Source organism: Pseudomonas sp. 008 (genome assembly GCF_016861935.1).
In the GTDB taxonomy this organism is placed as follows: Bacteria; Pseudomonadota; Gammaproteobacteria; order Pseudomonadales; family Pseudomonadaceae; genus Aquipseudomonas.
This window is the reverse complement of record NZ_BOMA01000012.1, coordinates 1-16,644: the sequence shown is the minus strand read 5'-3', so window position 1 is coordinate 16,644 and position 16,644 is coordinate 1. Positions and strand designations below refer to the sequence as shown.

Sequence of the window (16,644 nt, the reverse complement as noted above, 5' to 3'; positions counted from 1 at the left end):
AAAGCTCTTCAGCAGTGCAATGCACATTCACTTATGCCGTAAGGCGATCTGTAGCAGCTGTCGAGCTTGCGAGGCTGCGTTCGGCTGCGAAGCAGTCGTCAAATAAGACAATGCGGTGTGTCAGATACACCACGGCAACCGGACTCACGACTGCTGCGCAGCCGAACGCAGCCTCGCAAGCTCGACAGCTGCTACAAGGAATGTGTCGTGGCTGAAATTGCTTCAGCAGTGGGCGCCGCTGGCGATCATGTGGACGTTTGTTCAGCCACCACCAACAACGACTGCGGCACCGGACTTTGCGGGTGCTGCGGCTCCTGCAGGGCGGCCAGCCGGAAACCGGCCATGTCCAGAGCATTGAGCCAACTGGACAACGTTCGGAAGTACCACGGCATGGATTGCCACTGCCCCTTGAACCCGGCGAAGGTCTCTTCCCGCCAACCGTCCTGATAGTCGCCTGCCGCCGCGGTCCACGGATGCAGCGTCTGGATTACCAGCGCGCCACCGGGGGCGAGCAGGGCGTTCATGGCGGCGAGCAGGGGGATGATGTCCTGGTGCAGCAGGGCGAAGTTGGCGCAGATCAGGTCGTAGTCGCTGCCGATGTCCACCTTCGCCTCTACCAACTCTTCATAGCTCGCCAAATGCACCCGCGAAGAGCCCGCCGCCTGCGCTGCCTCGACCAGTGTCGCATCGCCATCCACACCGACCGCCTCGATGGCCCGTTCAGCCAGAGCACGCAACAGCCAGCCCTCGCCGCAGCCCAGGTCGAGCACACGCTCGGGTTGGCGGCCCAGTATCGCCAGCAAGATTGCCTGGTCGGTGACCTTGAGGCGGCTTTCGATGGTGCCGGTGCGGATAGCCTCGATCCAGGGCTTGGCGTTGTGGTGCCAGCTCTGGAGGAGGGTGGATTCGGGGCTGGGCATTTCGATGTCCGCAGTGATGGGTTGGAGGGAAGGATAGGACAAGTACTGGCGGAACGGATCTTGTCGGTGATGCTTTACTTGCATCCAGTCGAAAACGGGGGTGAAACCCGTTGTCAGGGGCGATCTGGCCAACGGCTGCGCACAGTCGTTCGGCATGATCTAAGCTCCTCAAGGTATGACTTTCCGAGCAGGGGTTTCCATGCGAAACACACCTGAAAACAGTCTGAAAATAGCGTTGAAAGCCTGTAGAGACAGCTTTGTTTCTGTTGGCTTTTTCAGCTTTTTCATCAACGCGCTGATGCTCGTTCCTACCTTCTATATGCTTCAGGTGTATGGACGAGTGGTCACCAGCGGAAGTCTGACGACCCTGGCGATGCTGACGCTGATCATGACCGGGTTGGTGGTAACACTCGGTTCCCTGGAATGGGTGCGTTCACGCATCATGGTTCGGGTCAGTACCCGGCTGGATGTGTTGCTGAGTCGCCAGGTCTATAAGGCCAGTTTCAAACGGGCGCTGGAAAGTGGCGGCATGGATGCCTCGGCCCAGTCGCTCAACGACTTGACGGGCTTGAGACAGTTCCTCTCCGGTAATGGATTGTTCGCCTTTTTCGATGCGCCCTGGTTGCCTATCTATATCGCTGTGATGTTCATGTTCCATCCCTGGTATGGCTGGGTAGCGGTGGGCAGTGCGTTGTTGTTGTTATTTCTCGCGTTTCTCAATGAGAGGTTGACGGGGCCGGCACTTGCCCAGGCTAACAAGGAACATATCAGCGCGACGCTCCACACCACGAAAAATCTGCGCAACGCTGAAGTCATCGAGTCCATGGGCATGCTTGAAACCCTGATGGACCGGTGGGGGCGTCGCCAAAGACATGTCCTGATGCTGCAGTCCGGGGCGAGTGATAGAGGTGGCATCATCAGCACGCTTTCCAGGTCCTTCCGGATCCTGGTGCAATCGCTGATCCTGGGGCTGGGGGCGTACCTGACCGTGGATCACCAGGTGGGGCCAGGCATGGTGTTTGCCGGGTCCGTGCTGCTAGGGCGCGCATTGGCTCCCATCGATCTGATCATCGGCAGCTGGAAGGGCTTTATTGCGGCCCGCTCGCAGTACCGCCGTCTCAACGACATCCTCGATAAACAGCTGGCTCAGCCCGAGCGTATGACACTGCCTGCGCCTCAGGGGCATGTGCAGGTGGAGAATCTGATCGTCGCGGCACCTGGCTCGAAAACCCCGATCATCAAAAACATAAGTTTCAGCGTACCTGCCGGCTGCATTGTCGGAATCATCGGTCCAAGTGCCGCGGGCAAGTCCACCCTGGCCAGGGCACTGATGGGGGTGTGGGCGCCGCAGCATGGGGTGGTCCGGCTCGATGGCGCGGACATCTGTGCGTGGGACAAACATGAACTTGGGCCGTACATAGGTTACTTGCCCCAGGACATTGAATTATTCGAAGGCAGCGTCAGCGAGAACATTGCCCGCTTCGCCGAGGTCGACTCCGAGAAAGTCGTTCTGGCGGCCAAGTCCGCCGGGGTTCACGAAATGATTCTGCTGTTGCCCGATGGCTATGACACCGTCATTGGCAGCGATGGCGTCATGCTGTCGGGAGGGCAGCGCCAACGCATCGGCCTGGCCCGTGCCCTGTATGGCAACCCGCGGCTGATTATCCTCGACGAGCCCAATTCCAATCTCGACGAAGTCGGTGATCGTGCCCTGGCGGTGGCCATCCAGCAGCTCAAGCTGACAGGTGCAACCGTTTTTGTGATTACCCACCGAACCAACATTGTGTCCCAACTTGACCGGCTGATGGTGATGAGTGATGGCGCCATCAGTCTCTATGGACCACGCGAACAAGTGCTGGCCGAACTCGCGCAGCGGGCACAAAAGCACGCCACGCAAGCAGGCGCAAGCGTGGCTTCGGTGGCTACTCGCAAGGGTGATGCCGATGAACAGTACGATGCTCAGTCGTCAAACAGATAACTTCGCCGACCTGGCGGTCTCTGATCGAAAGATCCGTCGCCTGGGTTTTGGCATTTTATTGATGACCTTCGGGGTGTTCGGCACCTGGGCGGCGGTCGCACCGATCGATGGCGCGGCTTACGCGCCTGGTGTGGTCACCGTGCAGGCTTATCGGAAAACGGTACAACACCTCGAAGGTGGCATCGTCAAAGAGGTGTTGGCCCATGACGGTGACATCGTCAAGCAGGATGACCCGCTGATTATTCTCGATGATGCCCAGCTGCGATCCGAATACGAGATGACCCGAAGCCAGCTCATTGCCGCCAGAGCCATGGAGGCAAGACTCAAGGCTGAGCGGGACAATCTGCCAGTCATTGGCTTTGACGTCATGACCGATGCCGACAGTCTGCGAGGTGCCGAGGCGCGCCAGGGCGAGACCCAGGTATTCAACGCACGACGGGGCTCACGGTTGGGCCAGATATCGGTGCTGCAAGAGCGCATTGGTCAGTTGAATCAACAGATCAAGGGGCTGGAGGCGATGATCGGGGTCAAGAGCCAACTGAATAAATCCTACAGCGGTGAAATCGTTGAATTGACAGACATGTTGTCACAAGGGTTCGTCGACAAACAACGCCTGCTTGAGCAGCAGCGCAAGCTTGAAATGGTCAAGTCCGAATTGGCCGACCATCGTTCGACCATCACCAGGACGCGCCTTCAGATCAATGAAACACAGCTGCAGATTCTACAAGTTGATAAAGACTTCAATGCCGATGTCGCCAAACAATTGGCCGATGTCCAGACCAAAATCTACGACCTGCAAGAGAAGGCTTCCGCCCTGGAGGACCGGCTCAGCCATATCATCATCCGCGCCCCCGAATCGGGCATGGTGATTGGCATGACGGTGCACACGATTGGCGGCGTCGTGCGCTCGGCGACGCCTTTGCTGGACATTGTTCCCTCGGTTTCTGAACTGGTCATAGAGGCCCAGGTGGCGCCGGTCGATATTGATCGCATCGCCATCGGCAAGCGTGCCGATATCCGTTTCGGCGCGTTCAACAGTGCGACCACGCCAGTGATCCAGGGCGAGGTCATCAGTGTCTCGGCGGACCGGCTGGTCAACGAAAAGACCGGGACTCCCTATTACCTGGCGCGGGTCCGGGTCACCGAAGCCGGCGTGCGCGCCTTGGGTGATCGCAAATTACTGCCAGGGATGCCTGCGGACGTGTTGATCATCACGGGGCAACGCACGCTGTTGCAATACCTTCTGCAGCCGGCCCGCAATGTCATCTCTCAAGCGTTGATCGAGGAGTGATCATGCGAGCGTCGACAGTTCTGCTGGGCGGGGCGTTCATGTTTGCCGCGGGTGCCGTTCTGGCGCAAACCACTGAAGCAAAGCCGACCGGGGTCAGTGCCTCGACGTACTCCACTGACCTCATGCAGTTGTATCGCGAGGCCCGGCTGGAAGATCCGCGAGTGTTGGCCTCGTATGCGCGAGCGAAGGCGGGCGAGGAACATCAACGCGAGGCCCTGGGCTCGCTGTTACCACAGATATCGCTCAACGCCGGGCAGAACCGGATTCATCAGGAGAGCGACCTGGTGCAGCGCAGTTACGATAGCGAAATCTACAGCCTGGTGCTGCGTCAGTACCTTTACAACAAGGCCGCGTGGGAGAACTACCAAAGATTCAAAAGCCTGGCCAAGCAAACCGAATCAGAAGCGCAGGAGGCCCAGGCCGAGGCCACAGTGGATTTAGCCCAGCGTTACTTCGCCGCATTGGCGGCCGAGGATGAACTGGAGTTGGTAAAGGCGGAGCGTCAAACCACGCAAAAGAGCCTGGACAGGGTCAATGCGTTGTACGAAAAGCAGCTGGCAATGATTACCGATCAACTCGACCTCAAGGCCCGGGTCGATTTGCTGGCGGCGCAGGAACTGGATGCCCAGAACCAGGCCAGTATCACTCGCGAGGCATTGGCGGAGATCGTCGGCCGGCCAGTCAAGGAGAAGCTCAACCGGATTCGCGATGACGTGCAACTACAGGTGTCGACGCAGAGTCTTGAAACCTGGGTCCGCGAGGGGATAGCGCAAAACCCGGCGCTCAAGGCCAACGAAAGTGGTGTCGAGGCCGCAGGCGCTGCGTTGCGCGGCGGTAAGGGCGGGCACTATCCGACCGTGAGCCTGTCTCTGAGCGCGCAACAGACCAACGAGGGCTACAACAACTCCCTGGCGCCGCGTACCGACAGCTATGTCGCCGGTATTGGCGTGCAAGTGCCGATATACAGCGGTGGCTCAACCTCGGCGCGGGTGCGGGGGCTCTACCAGGATCAGATTGTGGCGGAGCAGCAACTGGAAGCAGTCCAGCGGCAGGTGGTCAAGGAGATCACCACCGCTTACCTGACCGCCAACTCGAGCGCAGAAAAGATCAGTGCGAGCCGGCATGCCCTGGCCTCGGCACAGCTGTCCAGAGTGGCGGCAGAGAAAGGGCTCAGTTACGGAATGGTCAATGCTGTCGATGTACTGACCAGCGTACGCAACGAATTCCGGGCTCGTCGTGATCTGCTCAAGACGCAATACGACTTCGTCACCAATGTCTTCACGCTCAATCGCTGGGCGGGCAAGCCGCCTGTCGAGAGTGTCGAAAACGTCAATGCCTGGCTGAGCCCCCGCAGCTCCAGCCAAAAACTCACATCCCCCTGAACTTGCCAGCAATACCGCCGTTGTAGACCCTCCACGCCAGGCTGGTTTTTCAGTGCCTGCCCACGGCCTGGGGCCGGCTTTTGGGTGGCTCGGCGAGGTGGGTTTCGCCGATAAATTGACGCTGGTTTTATTGTCGTGCTTTGCTGCACGCCACTCGTCGGTTAATTGACGATTTTGATCGGGGCAGACTTCAGCCGCAGATCGCCGGTGGCGAGCCTAAGACCTTGATTTTCTAGGGGAGATGGCACCGTTGGGAACATCAGCCGGGCTATCCGCGTGAGGTTGAGTCGACGACTGGCGGATGGCTGGGCCGGCAGCGCGCCGGGCTGGCCTAGACTCAGTTGAGCGGTTCGCGGGAGCACATCATCAAGCGCAAACTATTGATGATTATTCCTATTTTTGTTGTTTCGATGGCTTTTGCCCGGCTTCTGGGAACGTCCGCAATCCCTGCCGGTGCAACGGGTGGAAGTGTCCCCCAGGGCTAATACCCGGGCGGGCACTGTCAAGGCCTGTCGGCGCTCGTATCTGTCCGTCAATCGTGAAGGACAGGTGAATGAGCTGCTGATCCAGGAAGGCCAACGGGTGGAGGCCATCGTTCATTTTTCAAGGGAGTCAGGACGGTAATGACGACCCAAATAAAACCAATAAGCGTGATGCTGATCGACTGTCGTCCTCTTGTTCTTATGGGCCTTCAAGACTTGATCAATGCCCGCAAGCCTCAGATGGAAGTGAGCGGGCAGGCCACCACCTATACCAAAGCGCTGGATCTTGCCGATCAGTTGCGTCCCGATGTCATTTTTTTCAGTTTCTTTCCGGATGCGCTGAACCCATTGGCGGTCGTCGCGGGGCTCGCCCGCAGCGCCGAAATGAAAGTCCTGGTGCTCAAGAGCCTGTACGAAACCGTCCCTGTTGCCCAGGCGATAGAGGCGGGCGCACGCGGCGTCGTGCTGGCGGAAGACCCGACGGAATCGATCATCCGAGCCATCATCCAGGTCCACCATCGCGACATCGGGCTGGATAGAGCCTGGGTCGGTGGGCTTTCCGACTATGCCGCGACCGGGCATATACCTTTGAAATGCAATTCGGAGCAAGCGAAACAGGCGCGGTTGACGCTGCGTGAAAGGGAACTGATTCGCGCCATCGTGGGGGATCCGTCTGCCAAATACATGTGCATCGCCGGGCGCCTGGGTATCAGCGAGCACACCGTGCACAACCACCTCAGTAATATTTATCAAAAGCTTAATCTCGTTAACCGTATCGACTTGCTGATATACGCACAGAAGCACGGGCTCACCAACAACGAAGAACCGCCCGAGTCCACTTGGGTGGAACTGCGCTGAATTTCTTTGGGGCGCCCAGGCCGTCACTGTGTCGCCGTCCGTGAATCCCATATCAGACCTGTAAGGCATGCGAGGGTGGTTTCTACGCCACCCTCGCATTCTTTCACGCGTGCGCTTCCTCAGGCGCTGCCATGGACAATGTCGGTATTCAGAACATCAACCCCGACCAAGGTGATGGTCGTGATTTGCCCGCCCGTTTCGGCGATCGTCACGACGCTGTTAGCGCCGCTGTTGTCGATCGACTGGACAACGGCGCCCTGGTCGCCGTTGAGCACCAGCGTGTCGCGCAGGCCTGCGCTCGCATCGAAGCCGGTGACTTGGTACTTGTTTTGGGTGAATGACAAATCGACGTTGAAGGCATCCCGCACACCGGTCGTGCCAGCCAGCGTGAAGTCGAAGGTGGTGCCCAAGTCGTTGGCGAACAGGTTGGCGTCGAACGTACTCGTTGCTGAATCCCCATCCTTGTCCGTCAGCGTCGCGTTGAACGCCAGCTTGATATCGCTGGCCATGTTCTCGGTCTGCTGAATGAACTGGATCACCGGGATCTTGACATCGCCTCGGCCCATCGTGAGCTGAACCGCGTCAATCAGCAGCGAGCCTTCCTTTTGAACGAGGAAGGACACTTGTCCGCCGGCTTCTGGCGTCAGAGTGTTCACCTCGGTGAGGGCCGAAAACGTGCCATTCTCGTAGTAGATCCGGTAGTACAGGTCCTCGGTCGCCGTGTTGTACCCCCCCACGGAGTTGTCGATGAAAATCTTCATCCCCGTCAGCAGGCTTTCCGGATTGATCACGAAACTTTCATCGGCGGAGCTGATGGCCGCCAGGCTGTCTCCCTGGAGAAGGTTATTGCCGACGCCGATGCCGGACGTGCTGACGTTCATGGCTGCCGAGTCGATGTACGAGGGCAGGGGGGTGGTCTGTAGCTGAGCTTCGGTGGGGTCGGGTTTCCCGACCCCGATGCCGGTCAGGATGTCTTCGGTCGTCGCCGTCGCTTTCGCGGAAAAGAACACAATCTCCTCGGATGGCGAAGGAATAGTCGGCGGATTCTGCGCCGGGATCAGCAATGTGCGCACCGGATCCGGGCCGCCGGCACTGAGCGAACCGTCGGCACTGCTGAGCACGATCGTCGAACTGAAGCCTTGCACCAGGTCCAGTGTATAGCTGCCATTGGCATAGGCGGTCAGCGTGTAGTCGACGCTGGTAATCGCGGTGGAGGCGTTGTTGTCGAAATCGCCGGTCAACGTGCCTGCGAAGTGGAACGCGCCGTTGACGTCCGGTGAGGGCGACTGCTCGGTGAGCGTTCCGGTTCCGGTGGTGGTCGTGTTGTCTGGCCGGACGAGGGTGAACTGGTTATTCACCAACGAAATATCCAGCCCGGTCGCCCCCAGTCCGTCGGCTCCGTTCGAATGATCCCAGTACCCTTGTTGTGGAAGGATGCTACCGGTCCCGATCAGGTTGCCGAAGGCAAGTGTAGGGCCGTCGTCCTTGAACACCAGGTTCTGCCCGATGTTCAGGGTGGCCTGGGCGCTGTCGCCGTCCCCATCGGTCTTGGTCGCTATCAGCGTCACCAGGTTGTCCGCCGACAGCGTCGTTGAATCATCGGGATTGCTGGCGTTGGGATGCACCACGGCGCGCAGTTGGTCGAGGGTGACGTCACCGTTGGCGGCGACGCTGGCCGTGAACACCAGCAAGTTGCTGGTGGCCGTGCGGCCTTCGACCACGCCGCCGTTGAGCGACAGGTTCACCGCCTGGCCGCTGGCCGTGTCGGTCAGCCCGGAGGCACCCACCACCACGCCCAGCGCATAGGTCAGCGTGCCGGCGCCATCGGCGCCATACGCTGAGGTGAAGTTGGCGGCAAAGCTCTTGGTATCGTTGGTCGCCAGCACCGTCTCGTCGACCGTCAGCGTCGGTTCCGTGCCCGTGGTGCTGATGCTCGGTCCGTCGTCCTTGAACACCAGGTTCTGCCCGATGTTGAGCGTGGCCTGGGCGCTGTCGCCGTCCTTATCGGTCTTGGTCGCCGTCAGGGTTACCAGGTTGTCCGCGGTCAGGGTCTTCGAATCATCGGGATTGGTCGTGACGGGATGCACCACGGCGCGGAGTTGGTCGAGGGTGATGTCGCCATTGGCGGCCACACTGACCGTGAACACCAGATCGTTGCTAAGGGCCGTGTGGCCTTCTACCACACCGCCGTTGAGCGACAGGTTGACCGCCTGGCCCGTGGCCGTGTCCACCAGCCCGGAGCCGCCCGCGACCACGCCCAGCGCATAGGTCAGCGTGCCGGCACCGTCGGCGCCAAACGCCGAGGTGAAGTTAGCCGCGAAGCTCTTGGTATCGTTGGTCGCCAGCACCGTTTCGTCGACCGTCAGCGTTGGCTCGGTGCCGGTGGTGCTGATGCTTGGCCCGTCATCCTTGAACACCAGGTTCTGTCCGATGTTGAGCGTGGCCTGGGCGCTGTCGCCATCACCATCGGTCTTGGTTGCTGTCAGCGTGACCAAAGTGTCCGCAGTCAGGGTCTTCGAATCATCCGGATTGGTCGCATCGGGATGCACCACGGCGCGGATCTGGTCGAGGGTAACCTCGCCATTGGCGGCGACGCTGACCGTGAACACCAGCTGGCTGGTGGTGGCCGTTCTGCCTTCGACCACGCCGCCGTTGAGCGACAGGTTGACTGCTTCGCCGGTGGCTGTATCCGTCAGCCCGGATGGGCCGGCAGTCATGCCCAGCGCATAGGTCAGCGTGCCGGCGCCATCAGCGCCAAACGCCGAGCTGAAGTTGGCGGCAAAGCTCTTGGTGTCGTTGGTCGCCAGCACCGTTTCGTCCACCGTCAACGTCGGTTCCGTGCCGGTGGTGCTGATGCTTGGCCCGTCATCCTTGAACACCAGGTTCTGCCCGATGTTGAGGGTGGCCTGGGCGCTGTCGCCGTCCTTGTCGGTTTTGGTTGCCGTCAGGGTCACCAGATCGTCCGAGGTCAGACCCGTCGAGTCATCGGGGTTAGTCGTGACGGAATGCACCACAGCGCGGATCTGGTCGAGGGTGACGTCGCCATTAGCGGCGACGCTGACCGTGAACACCAGATCGTTGCTAATCGCCGTGTGGCCTTCCACCACGCCGCCGTTGAGCGACAGGTTGACCGCCTGGCCCGTGGCCGTATCGGTCAGCCCGGAGCCACCCGCGACCACGCCTAGCGCATAGGTCAGGGTGCCCGCACCATCGGCGCCAAACGCCGAGGTGAAGTTGGCGGCAAAGCTCTTGGTATCGTTGGTCGCCAACACCGTTTCGTCTACCGTCAGCGTCGGTTCCGTACCGGTGGTGCTGATACTTGGCCCGTCGTCCTTGAACACCAGGTTCTGCCCGATGTTCAGGGTAGCCTGGGCGCTGTCGCCGTCCTTGTCGGTTTTGGTCGCCGTCAGGGTTACCAGGCTGTCCGACGTCAGCGTTTTCGAATCATCGGGATTGGTCGTGTTGGGATGCACCACGGCGCGCAGTTGGTCGAGGGTGACGTCACCATTGGCGGCGACGCTGACCGTGAACACCAGGTCGTTGCTCGCGGCCGTATGGCCTTCCACCACGCCGCCGTTAAGCGACAGGTTCACCGCTTGGCCCGTGGCCGTGTCCACCAGCCCGGAGGCACCCGCCACCACGCCCAGGGCATAGGTCAGCGTGCCGGCCCCATCAGCGCCAAACGCCGAAGTGAAGTTAGACGCAAAGTTCTGGGTATCGTTGGTCGCCAGCACCGTTTCGTCCACCGTCAGCGTGGGTTCCGTGCCGGTGGTGCTGATGCTGGGTCCGTCGTCCTTGAACACCAGGTTCTGCCCGATGTTGAGGGTCGCCTGGGTGCTATCGCCGTCCTTGTCGGTTTTGGTCGCCGTCAGGGTTACCAGGCTGTCCGACGTCAGCGTTTTCGAGTCATCGGGATTGCTCGCGTTGGGATGGACCACGGCGCGGAGCTGGTCGAGGGTGACATCACCGTTGGCGGCGACGCTGACCGTGAATACCAGCTGGCTGGTGATGGCCGTGCGGCCTTCCACCACGCCGCCGTTGAGCGACAAGTTGACTGCCTCGCCGGTGGCCGTGTCGGTTAGTCCGGAGCCTCCCGCGACCACGCCCAGCGCATAGATCAGCGTACCGGCACCGTCAGCGCCATACGCCGAGCTGAAGTTGGCGGCAAAGTTCTGAGTGTCGTTGGTAGCCAGCACCGTTTCGTCGACCGTCAGGGTCGGTTCCGTGCCGGTGGTGCTGATGCTCGGTCCGTCGTCCTTGAACGCCAGGTTCTGCCCGATATTGAGCGTGGCATGGACGCTGTCGCCATCCCCATCGGTCTTGGTTGCCGTCAGCGTCACCAGGCTGTCGGAGGTCAGGGTCTTCGAATCATCGGGATTAGTCGCATCTGGATGCACCACGGCGCGGATCTGGTCGAGGGTGACGTCGCCATTGGCGGCCACGCTGACCGTGAACACCAGTTGGTTGGTGGTGGCCGTGCGGCCTTCGACCACTGCACCGTTGAGTGACAGGTTGACTGCCTCACCGGTGGCGGTGTCCGTTAACCCTGAGCCTCCGGCGACCACACCCAGCGCATAGGTCAGCGTACCGGCACCGTCAGCGCCAAACGCCGAGGTGAAGTTGGCGGCAAAGCTCTTGGTGTCGTTGGTCGCCAGTACCGTTTCGTCCACCGTCAGGGTCGGTTCCGTGCCGGTGGTGCTGATGCTCGGCCCATCATCCTCGAAGATCATCTTGGAGCCGATTTCGGCGGTTGACGTGCTGGACTGCAGCACCTTGAATCCGCCAATGTCGAAGTCAGCGTGGGTCTTGTCGCCGTTCTTGTCAGTCAGCAACCCGGCGTTCTCGATCATCACGCGGTTGTGGTCGGTCGCCGTGCTGTAGGTGATCTGCGAGTCGGTCGGAACGCCGGTGATCAGCACCGTGCCGTCGGCGTTGTAGGTGATGACAACGCCGCTGACGGTGGCGCCCGCGAACGTCTTCACGGTGACACTGCCGTTGGTGATCGCGACCTTTTCGGTGCTGTCGTTGGCGTAGCTGTTGACGAAGTTGACACCGCTCTGCGACCCGCTGGCGTTGTCGGCGTTCTTGACGGCGGTGAGCAAGAGTTTCGCAGTCGTGCCGCCCGTCTCCTGCACGACCTTGAAGGTCGCGGAGCGGGCGCCGAAGTACTGGGTGAAGTCGATGTTCGCTTCGACCCCCGCTTCGCCCGGGCTCAGGTTGGGGATCGTGAAGTCCGCCTTGGCACCGGTGACGAAGCTGAAGCGCAGGCCTTCCTGTTCGGTGATTGCCTGGTTATTGGTGCCCAAGGTCGTGTTGCCGCCGCCCTGGCTGCTGTTGACCGTGTCGGCGCTGGTGATGGCAGCGCTGCTTGCCGACTGATCCAGCGGGTCCTTGCCGGTGACGACGATCGAGACTCCGGGAATCCGGCCGTTCACGTCGGCCGTCGCGCCCGCGGTCGTGAACATCAGGAACAACTGCTGGCCCGACGGCGCATTGGCCAGACTGAATTCCGCGTCCTGACCGGCTCCGATGAACACCTTATTCAGCAGATTGACTGCATCGTCGGGGTTCGTCGCATCTGGATGCTTGATCGGCTGGTACTCCACGGTCCAGATTTTGCCACCCGAGAGCGGCGACCCGGTTTCTTCAATATAGGCCGCGAACACGATTGCGCCGCTTGGGCCTCCGGCCCGGCCCAGAAGGATGTTGTCGTTCGTATCGGTATACAGAAAGATGCTGGTGCCATTGATAGTATCCAGTCCGCTGTCCACGCCATTGAGCGGTGCGCCAGTGCTGTCGACGAAGCTGATATTGGTAATGGTTGCTCCGGGGTCAGCGCTGACGCTGAACGCATTGCTGCCGGTGTTGCCCACCGCGCCGGTATAGCCACTCAAGGCCGCACCCGTTGCGGTACCTGCACCCAGTGCGGTCAAACGGGTAGAGAAAGTCGAGGGCAGGGAGGTCAGCGGAATGTCGTTGTCGTCAGCGTCTCCCGTAGTGCCTGGCGTGGCGGTAGCGTTTTGCAACCCGGCCGTTTCGTCCAGCGTAACGCTTGCGCCAGTGCCCACGACACTCAGCGCGTTGATCGTAACCGAAGTTGTGGATAGGGGGGCAGGGTCGCTCGTCAGCGATGAATTTTGCTCGCCAATAGCCATGACTTTCTCCAAAGCAATTGCGGTCATCGAGGCCTGACCGTTGACCATTGGTCGCAACTATGGAGAAGCGTCGGAGATTGCGCATCAGCCGAAACTCCCACGCGGGCTGGGAGTTTCAGACTAGCCGTCCTCGTCGGAGGCCTGCCGCGGCGTGCCCGGCGTTCAAGCCTTGTGGTGCTCGAGTGCTCACCACGAATGCGATTGATGCGGATCTGATATTGGCACTGCAAAAAAATGCGAGGGTGGTTTCCACCACCCTCGCATCCTTTCACGCACGCGCTGCCTCAGGCGCTGCCATGGACTATGTCGGTATTCAGCAGATCAACCCCGACCAAGGTGATGGTCGTGATTTGTCCGCCCGTTTCGGCAACCGTCACGATGCTGTCCGCGCCGCTGTTGTCGATCGACTGCACAACGGCGCTCTGGTCGCCATTGAGCACCAGCGTGTCTCGCAGCCCTGCGCTCGCATCGAAGCCGGTGACCTGGTACTTGTTCTGGGTGAATGACAAATCGACGTTGAAGGCATCCCGCTCACCGCTCGTGCCCACCAGCGTGAAATCGAAGGTGGTGCCCAAGTCGTTGGCGAACAGGTTGGCGTCGAACGTACTCGTCGCCGAGTCCCCATCCTTGTCCGTCAGCGTCGCGTTGAACGCCAGCTTGACATCGCTGGCCAGGCTCTCGGTCTCGTGAGTGAACTGGATCGAAGGAATTTTGATCTCGCCCCGGGCCATCGTGAGCTGAACCGCGTCGATCAGGTTCGTGCCATCGCTCTGAATGACGAAGGACACCTGTCCACCGGCCTCCGGCGTCACGGTGTTCACCTCGATCAGGTTCGAGAACGTGCCATCCTCATAGAAGGCCCTGTAGTACAGGTCCTCGGTCGCCGTGTTGTACCCCCCCACGGAGTTGTCGATGAAGACCTTCATGCTCGTCAGCAGGCTTTCCGGATTGATCACGAAGCTTTCATCGGCAGCACTGATGGCCGCCAGGTTGTCTCCCTGGAACAGGTTATTGGCGACGCCGATACCGGATGTACTGACGTTCATGGCCCTCGGGTCGATGTACGACGGCAGAGGGTTGGTCTGTAGCTGGGCTTCAGTGGGGTCGGGAGCCCCGAGCCCGATGCCAGTCAGGATGTCCGCTGTCGACGCCGTTGCTTTTGCGGAAAAGAACACAATCTCCTCAGAGGGTGAAGGAATCGTCGGCGGATTCTGCGGCGGGATCAACAATGTGCGCACCGGGTCCGGGCCGCCGGCACTGAGCGAACCGTCGGCGCTGCTGAGCACGATCTCGGAACTGAAACCTTGCACCAGGTCCAGTGCATAGGTGCCATTGGCAAAGGCGGTCAGCGTGTAGTCAACGCTGGTATTCGCGGTGGCGGCGTTGTTGTCGAAATCACCGGTCAGAGTCCCTGCGAAGTGGAACGCGCCATTGACGTCCGGTGAGGGCGATTGCTCGGTGAGCGTGCCGGTCCCGGTGGTGGTCGTGTTGTCTGGCCTGACGAGGGTGAATTGGTTATTCACCAACGAAATATCCAGACCTGTTGCACCCAGTCCGTCGGCTCCGGTTGAATGATCCCAGTATCCCTGTTGTGGGAGGATGCTACCGGTTCCGATCAGGTTGCCAAACGCGAGTGATGGACCGTCGTCCTTGAACACCAGGTTCTGGCCGATGTTGAGGGTCGCATGGGCGCTGTCGCCGTCCTTGTCGGTGATGGTGGCCGTCAGGGTCACCAGATTGTCCGAAGTCAGCGTCTTCGAATCATCCGGATTGGTTGGGTCGGGATGCACCACCGCCCGGATCTGGTCGAGGGTGACGTCGCCATTGGCGGCCACGCTAGCCGTGAACACCAGCAGGTTGGTGATGGCCGTGCGGCCTTCGACCACGCCGCCGTTGAGCGACAGGTTGACCGCCTCACCGGTGGCGGTATCGGTCAGTCCGGAGCCTCCGGCCACCACGCCCAGCGCATAGGTCAGCGTGCCCGCACCGTCAGCGCCAAATGCCGAGGTGAAGTTAGCCGCGAAGCTCTTGGTATCGTTGGTCGCCAGTACCGTTTCGTCGACCGTCAGGGTTGGCTCCGTGCCAGTGGTGCTGATGCTTGGCCCATCGTCCTTGAACACCAGGTTCTGCCCGATGTTGAGGGTCGCATGGGCGCTGTCGCCGTCCTTGTCGGTGATGGTTGCCGTCAGAGTCACCAGATTGTCCGAGCTCAGCGTCTTCGAATCATCCGGATTGGTTGGGTCGGGATGCACCACCGCCCGGAGTTGGTCGAGGGTGACGTCGCCATTCGCGGCCACGCTAGCCGTGAACACCAGCAGGTTGGTGATGGCCGTGCGGCCTTCGACCACTGTGCCGTTGAGTGACAGGTTCACCGCCTCACCGGTGGCCGTATCGGTCAGTCCGGAACCGCCCGCGACCACGCCCAGTGCATAGGTCAGCGTACCCGCACCGTCAGCGCCAAATGCCGAGCTGAAGTTGGCGGTAAAGCTCTCGGTGTCGTTGGTGGCCAGCACCGTTTCGTCGACCGTCAGGGTTGGCTCCGTGCCGGTGGTGCTGATGCTTGGACCATCGTCCTTGAACACCAGGTTCTGGCCGATGTTCAGCGTGGCATGGGCACTGTCGCCGTCCTTGTCGGTGATGGTGGCGGTCAGGGTCACCAGATTGTCCGAGGTCAGCGTCTTCGAATCATCGGGATTGGTGGTATCGGGATGTACCACGGCGCGGATCTGGTCGAGGGTAACGTCACCATTCGCGGCGACGCTGACGGTGAATACCAGATCGTTGCTAATCGCCGTGCGGCCTTCCACGACTGTACCGTTAAGCGACAAATTCACCGCTTGGCCGGTAGCGGTATCGGTCAGCCCGGAACCGCCCGCGACCACGCCCAGTGCATAGGTCAGCGTGCCCGCACCATCAGCGCCAAACGCCGAGCTGAAGTTGGCGGTAAAGCTCTGGGTATCGTTGGTCGCCAGTACCGTTTCGTCGACCGTCAGGACTGGCTCCGTGCCGGTGGTGCTGATGCTTGGCCCGTCATCCTTGAACACCAGGTTTTGGCCGATGTTCAGCGTGGCATGGGCGCTGTCGCCGTCCTTGTCGGTGATAGTGGCGGTCAGGGTCACCAGATTGTCCGAGGTCAGACTGGTCGAATCATCCGGATTGGTCGCGTCGGGATGCACCACGGCCCGTTGCTGGTCGAGAGTGACGTCACCATTGGCGGCGACACTGACGGTGAACACCAGCAGGTTGGTGGTGGCGGTGCGGCCTTCGACCACGGTGCCGTTGAGCGACAGGTTGACCGCTTCACCGGTGGCCGTATCGGTCAGTCCGGAGGCACCGGCTACCACGCCCAACGCATAGGTCAACGTACCCGCACCGTCAGCGCCAAACGCCGAGCTGAAGTTGGCGGTAAAGCTCTGGGTGTCGTTGGTGGCCAGCACCGTTTCATCGACCGTCAGGATTGGTTCCGTGCCGGTGGTGCTGATGCTTGGCCCGTCGTCCTTGAACACCAGGTTTTGCCCGATGTTCAGCGTGGCATGGGCACTGTCGCCATCCTTGTCGGTGATGGTGGCGGTCAGCGT

The 16,644-nt window shown here is 60.7% G+C and carries 7 protein-coding genes; 4 read left to right on the top strand and 3 right to left on the bottom strand.

The window, feature by feature from the left end; genetic code table 11:
• Positions 1 to 245: 245 nt before the first annotated feature.
• Complete coding sequence (locus JUI81_RS22355; RefSeq protein ID WP_204125043.1) at positions 246 to 920, bottom strand: bifunctional 2-polyprenyl-6-hydroxyphenol methylase/3-demethylubiquinol 3-O-methyltransferase UbiG; 675 nt, start codon at positions 918 to 920, stop codon at positions 246 to 248.
• A gap of 199 nt (positions 921 to 1,119) precedes the next feature.
• Between JUI81_RS22355 and JUI81_RS22350 the strand changes: the two genes are divergently transcribed.
• From JUI81_RS22350 to JUI81_RS22335, 4 genes are all read left to right on the top strand, one after another.
• On the top strand, positions 1,120 to 2,898 hold the full coding sequence (locus JUI81_RS22350) for a type I secretion system permease/ATPase (RefSeq protein WP_026286567.1): 1,779 nt from the start codon (positions 1,120 to 1,122) through the stop codon (positions 2,896 to 2,898).
• The gene (locus tag JUI81_RS22345; protein ID WP_018927963.1) at positions 2,876 to 4,189 is read left to right on the top strand and encodes an HlyD family type I secretion periplasmic adaptor subunit; all 1,314 of its coding nucleotides are present in this window, start codon (positions 2,876 to 2,878) and stop codon (positions 4,187 to 4,189) included. Before JUI81_RS22350 ends, JUI81_RS22345 begins: the two co-directional genes overlap by 23 nt.
• 2 nt (positions 4,190 to 4,191) lie before the next feature.
• Positions 4,192 to 5,571, top strand: coding sequence for a TolC family outer membrane protein (locus JUI81_RS22340; RefSeq protein ID WP_204125042.1), 1,380 nt, complete (start codon positions 4,192 to 4,194; stop codon positions 5,569 to 5,571).
• A 623-nt stretch (positions 5,572 to 6,194) separates the two neighbouring features.
• Positions 6,195 to 6,911, top strand: coding sequence for a LuxR C-terminal-related transcriptional regulator (locus JUI81_RS22335; RefSeq protein ID WP_204125041.1), 717 nt, complete (start codon positions 6,195 to 6,197; stop codon positions 6,909 to 6,911).
• A gap of 119 nt (positions 6,912 to 7,030) precedes the next feature.
• Here the strand turns inward: JUI81_RS22335 and JUI81_RS22330 are convergent, their stop codons facing one another.
• Together JUI81_RS22330 and JUI81_RS31865 are read right to left on the bottom strand one after the other, a co-directional pair.
• Entirely contained in the window at positions 7,031 to 13,066 is a 6,036-nt protein-coding gene (locus JUI81_RS22330) for a DUF5801 repeats-in-toxin domain-containing protein (RefSeq protein WP_204125137.1), read from the bottom strand.
• Between the two features lie 284 nt (positions 13,067 to 13,350).
• Positions 13,351 to 16,644, bottom strand: a 3,294-nt coding sequence (locus JUI81_RS31865; RefSeq protein ID WP_239077724.1) for a DUF5801 repeats-in-toxin domain-containing protein, incomplete at its 5' end; no start/stop codon positions are given.

Coding starts and splice junctions, on each gene's coding strand:
- JUI81_RS22355 (WP_204125043.1), bottom strand. CDS start 920: ATGCCCAGCCCCGAATCCACCCTCCTCCAGAGCTGGCACCACAACGCC.
- JUI81_RS22350 (WP_026286567.1), top strand. CDS start 1,120: ATGCGAAACACACCTGAAAACAGTCTGAAAATAGCGTTGAAAGCCTGT.
- JUI81_RS22345 (WP_018927963.1), top strand. CDS start 2,876: ATGCTCAGTCGTCAAACAGATAACTTCGCCGACCTGGCGGTCTCTGAT.
- JUI81_RS22340 (WP_204125042.1), top strand. CDS start 4,192: ATGCGAGCGTCGACAGTTCTGCTGGGCGGGGCGTTCATGTTTGCCGCG.
- JUI81_RS22335 (WP_204125041.1), top strand. CDS start 6,195: ATGACGACCCAAATAAAACCAATAAGCGTGATGCTGATCGACTGTCGT.
- JUI81_RS22330 (WP_204125137.1), bottom strand. CDS start 13,066: ATGGCTATTGGCGAGCAAAATTCATCGCTGACGAGCGACCCTGCCCCC.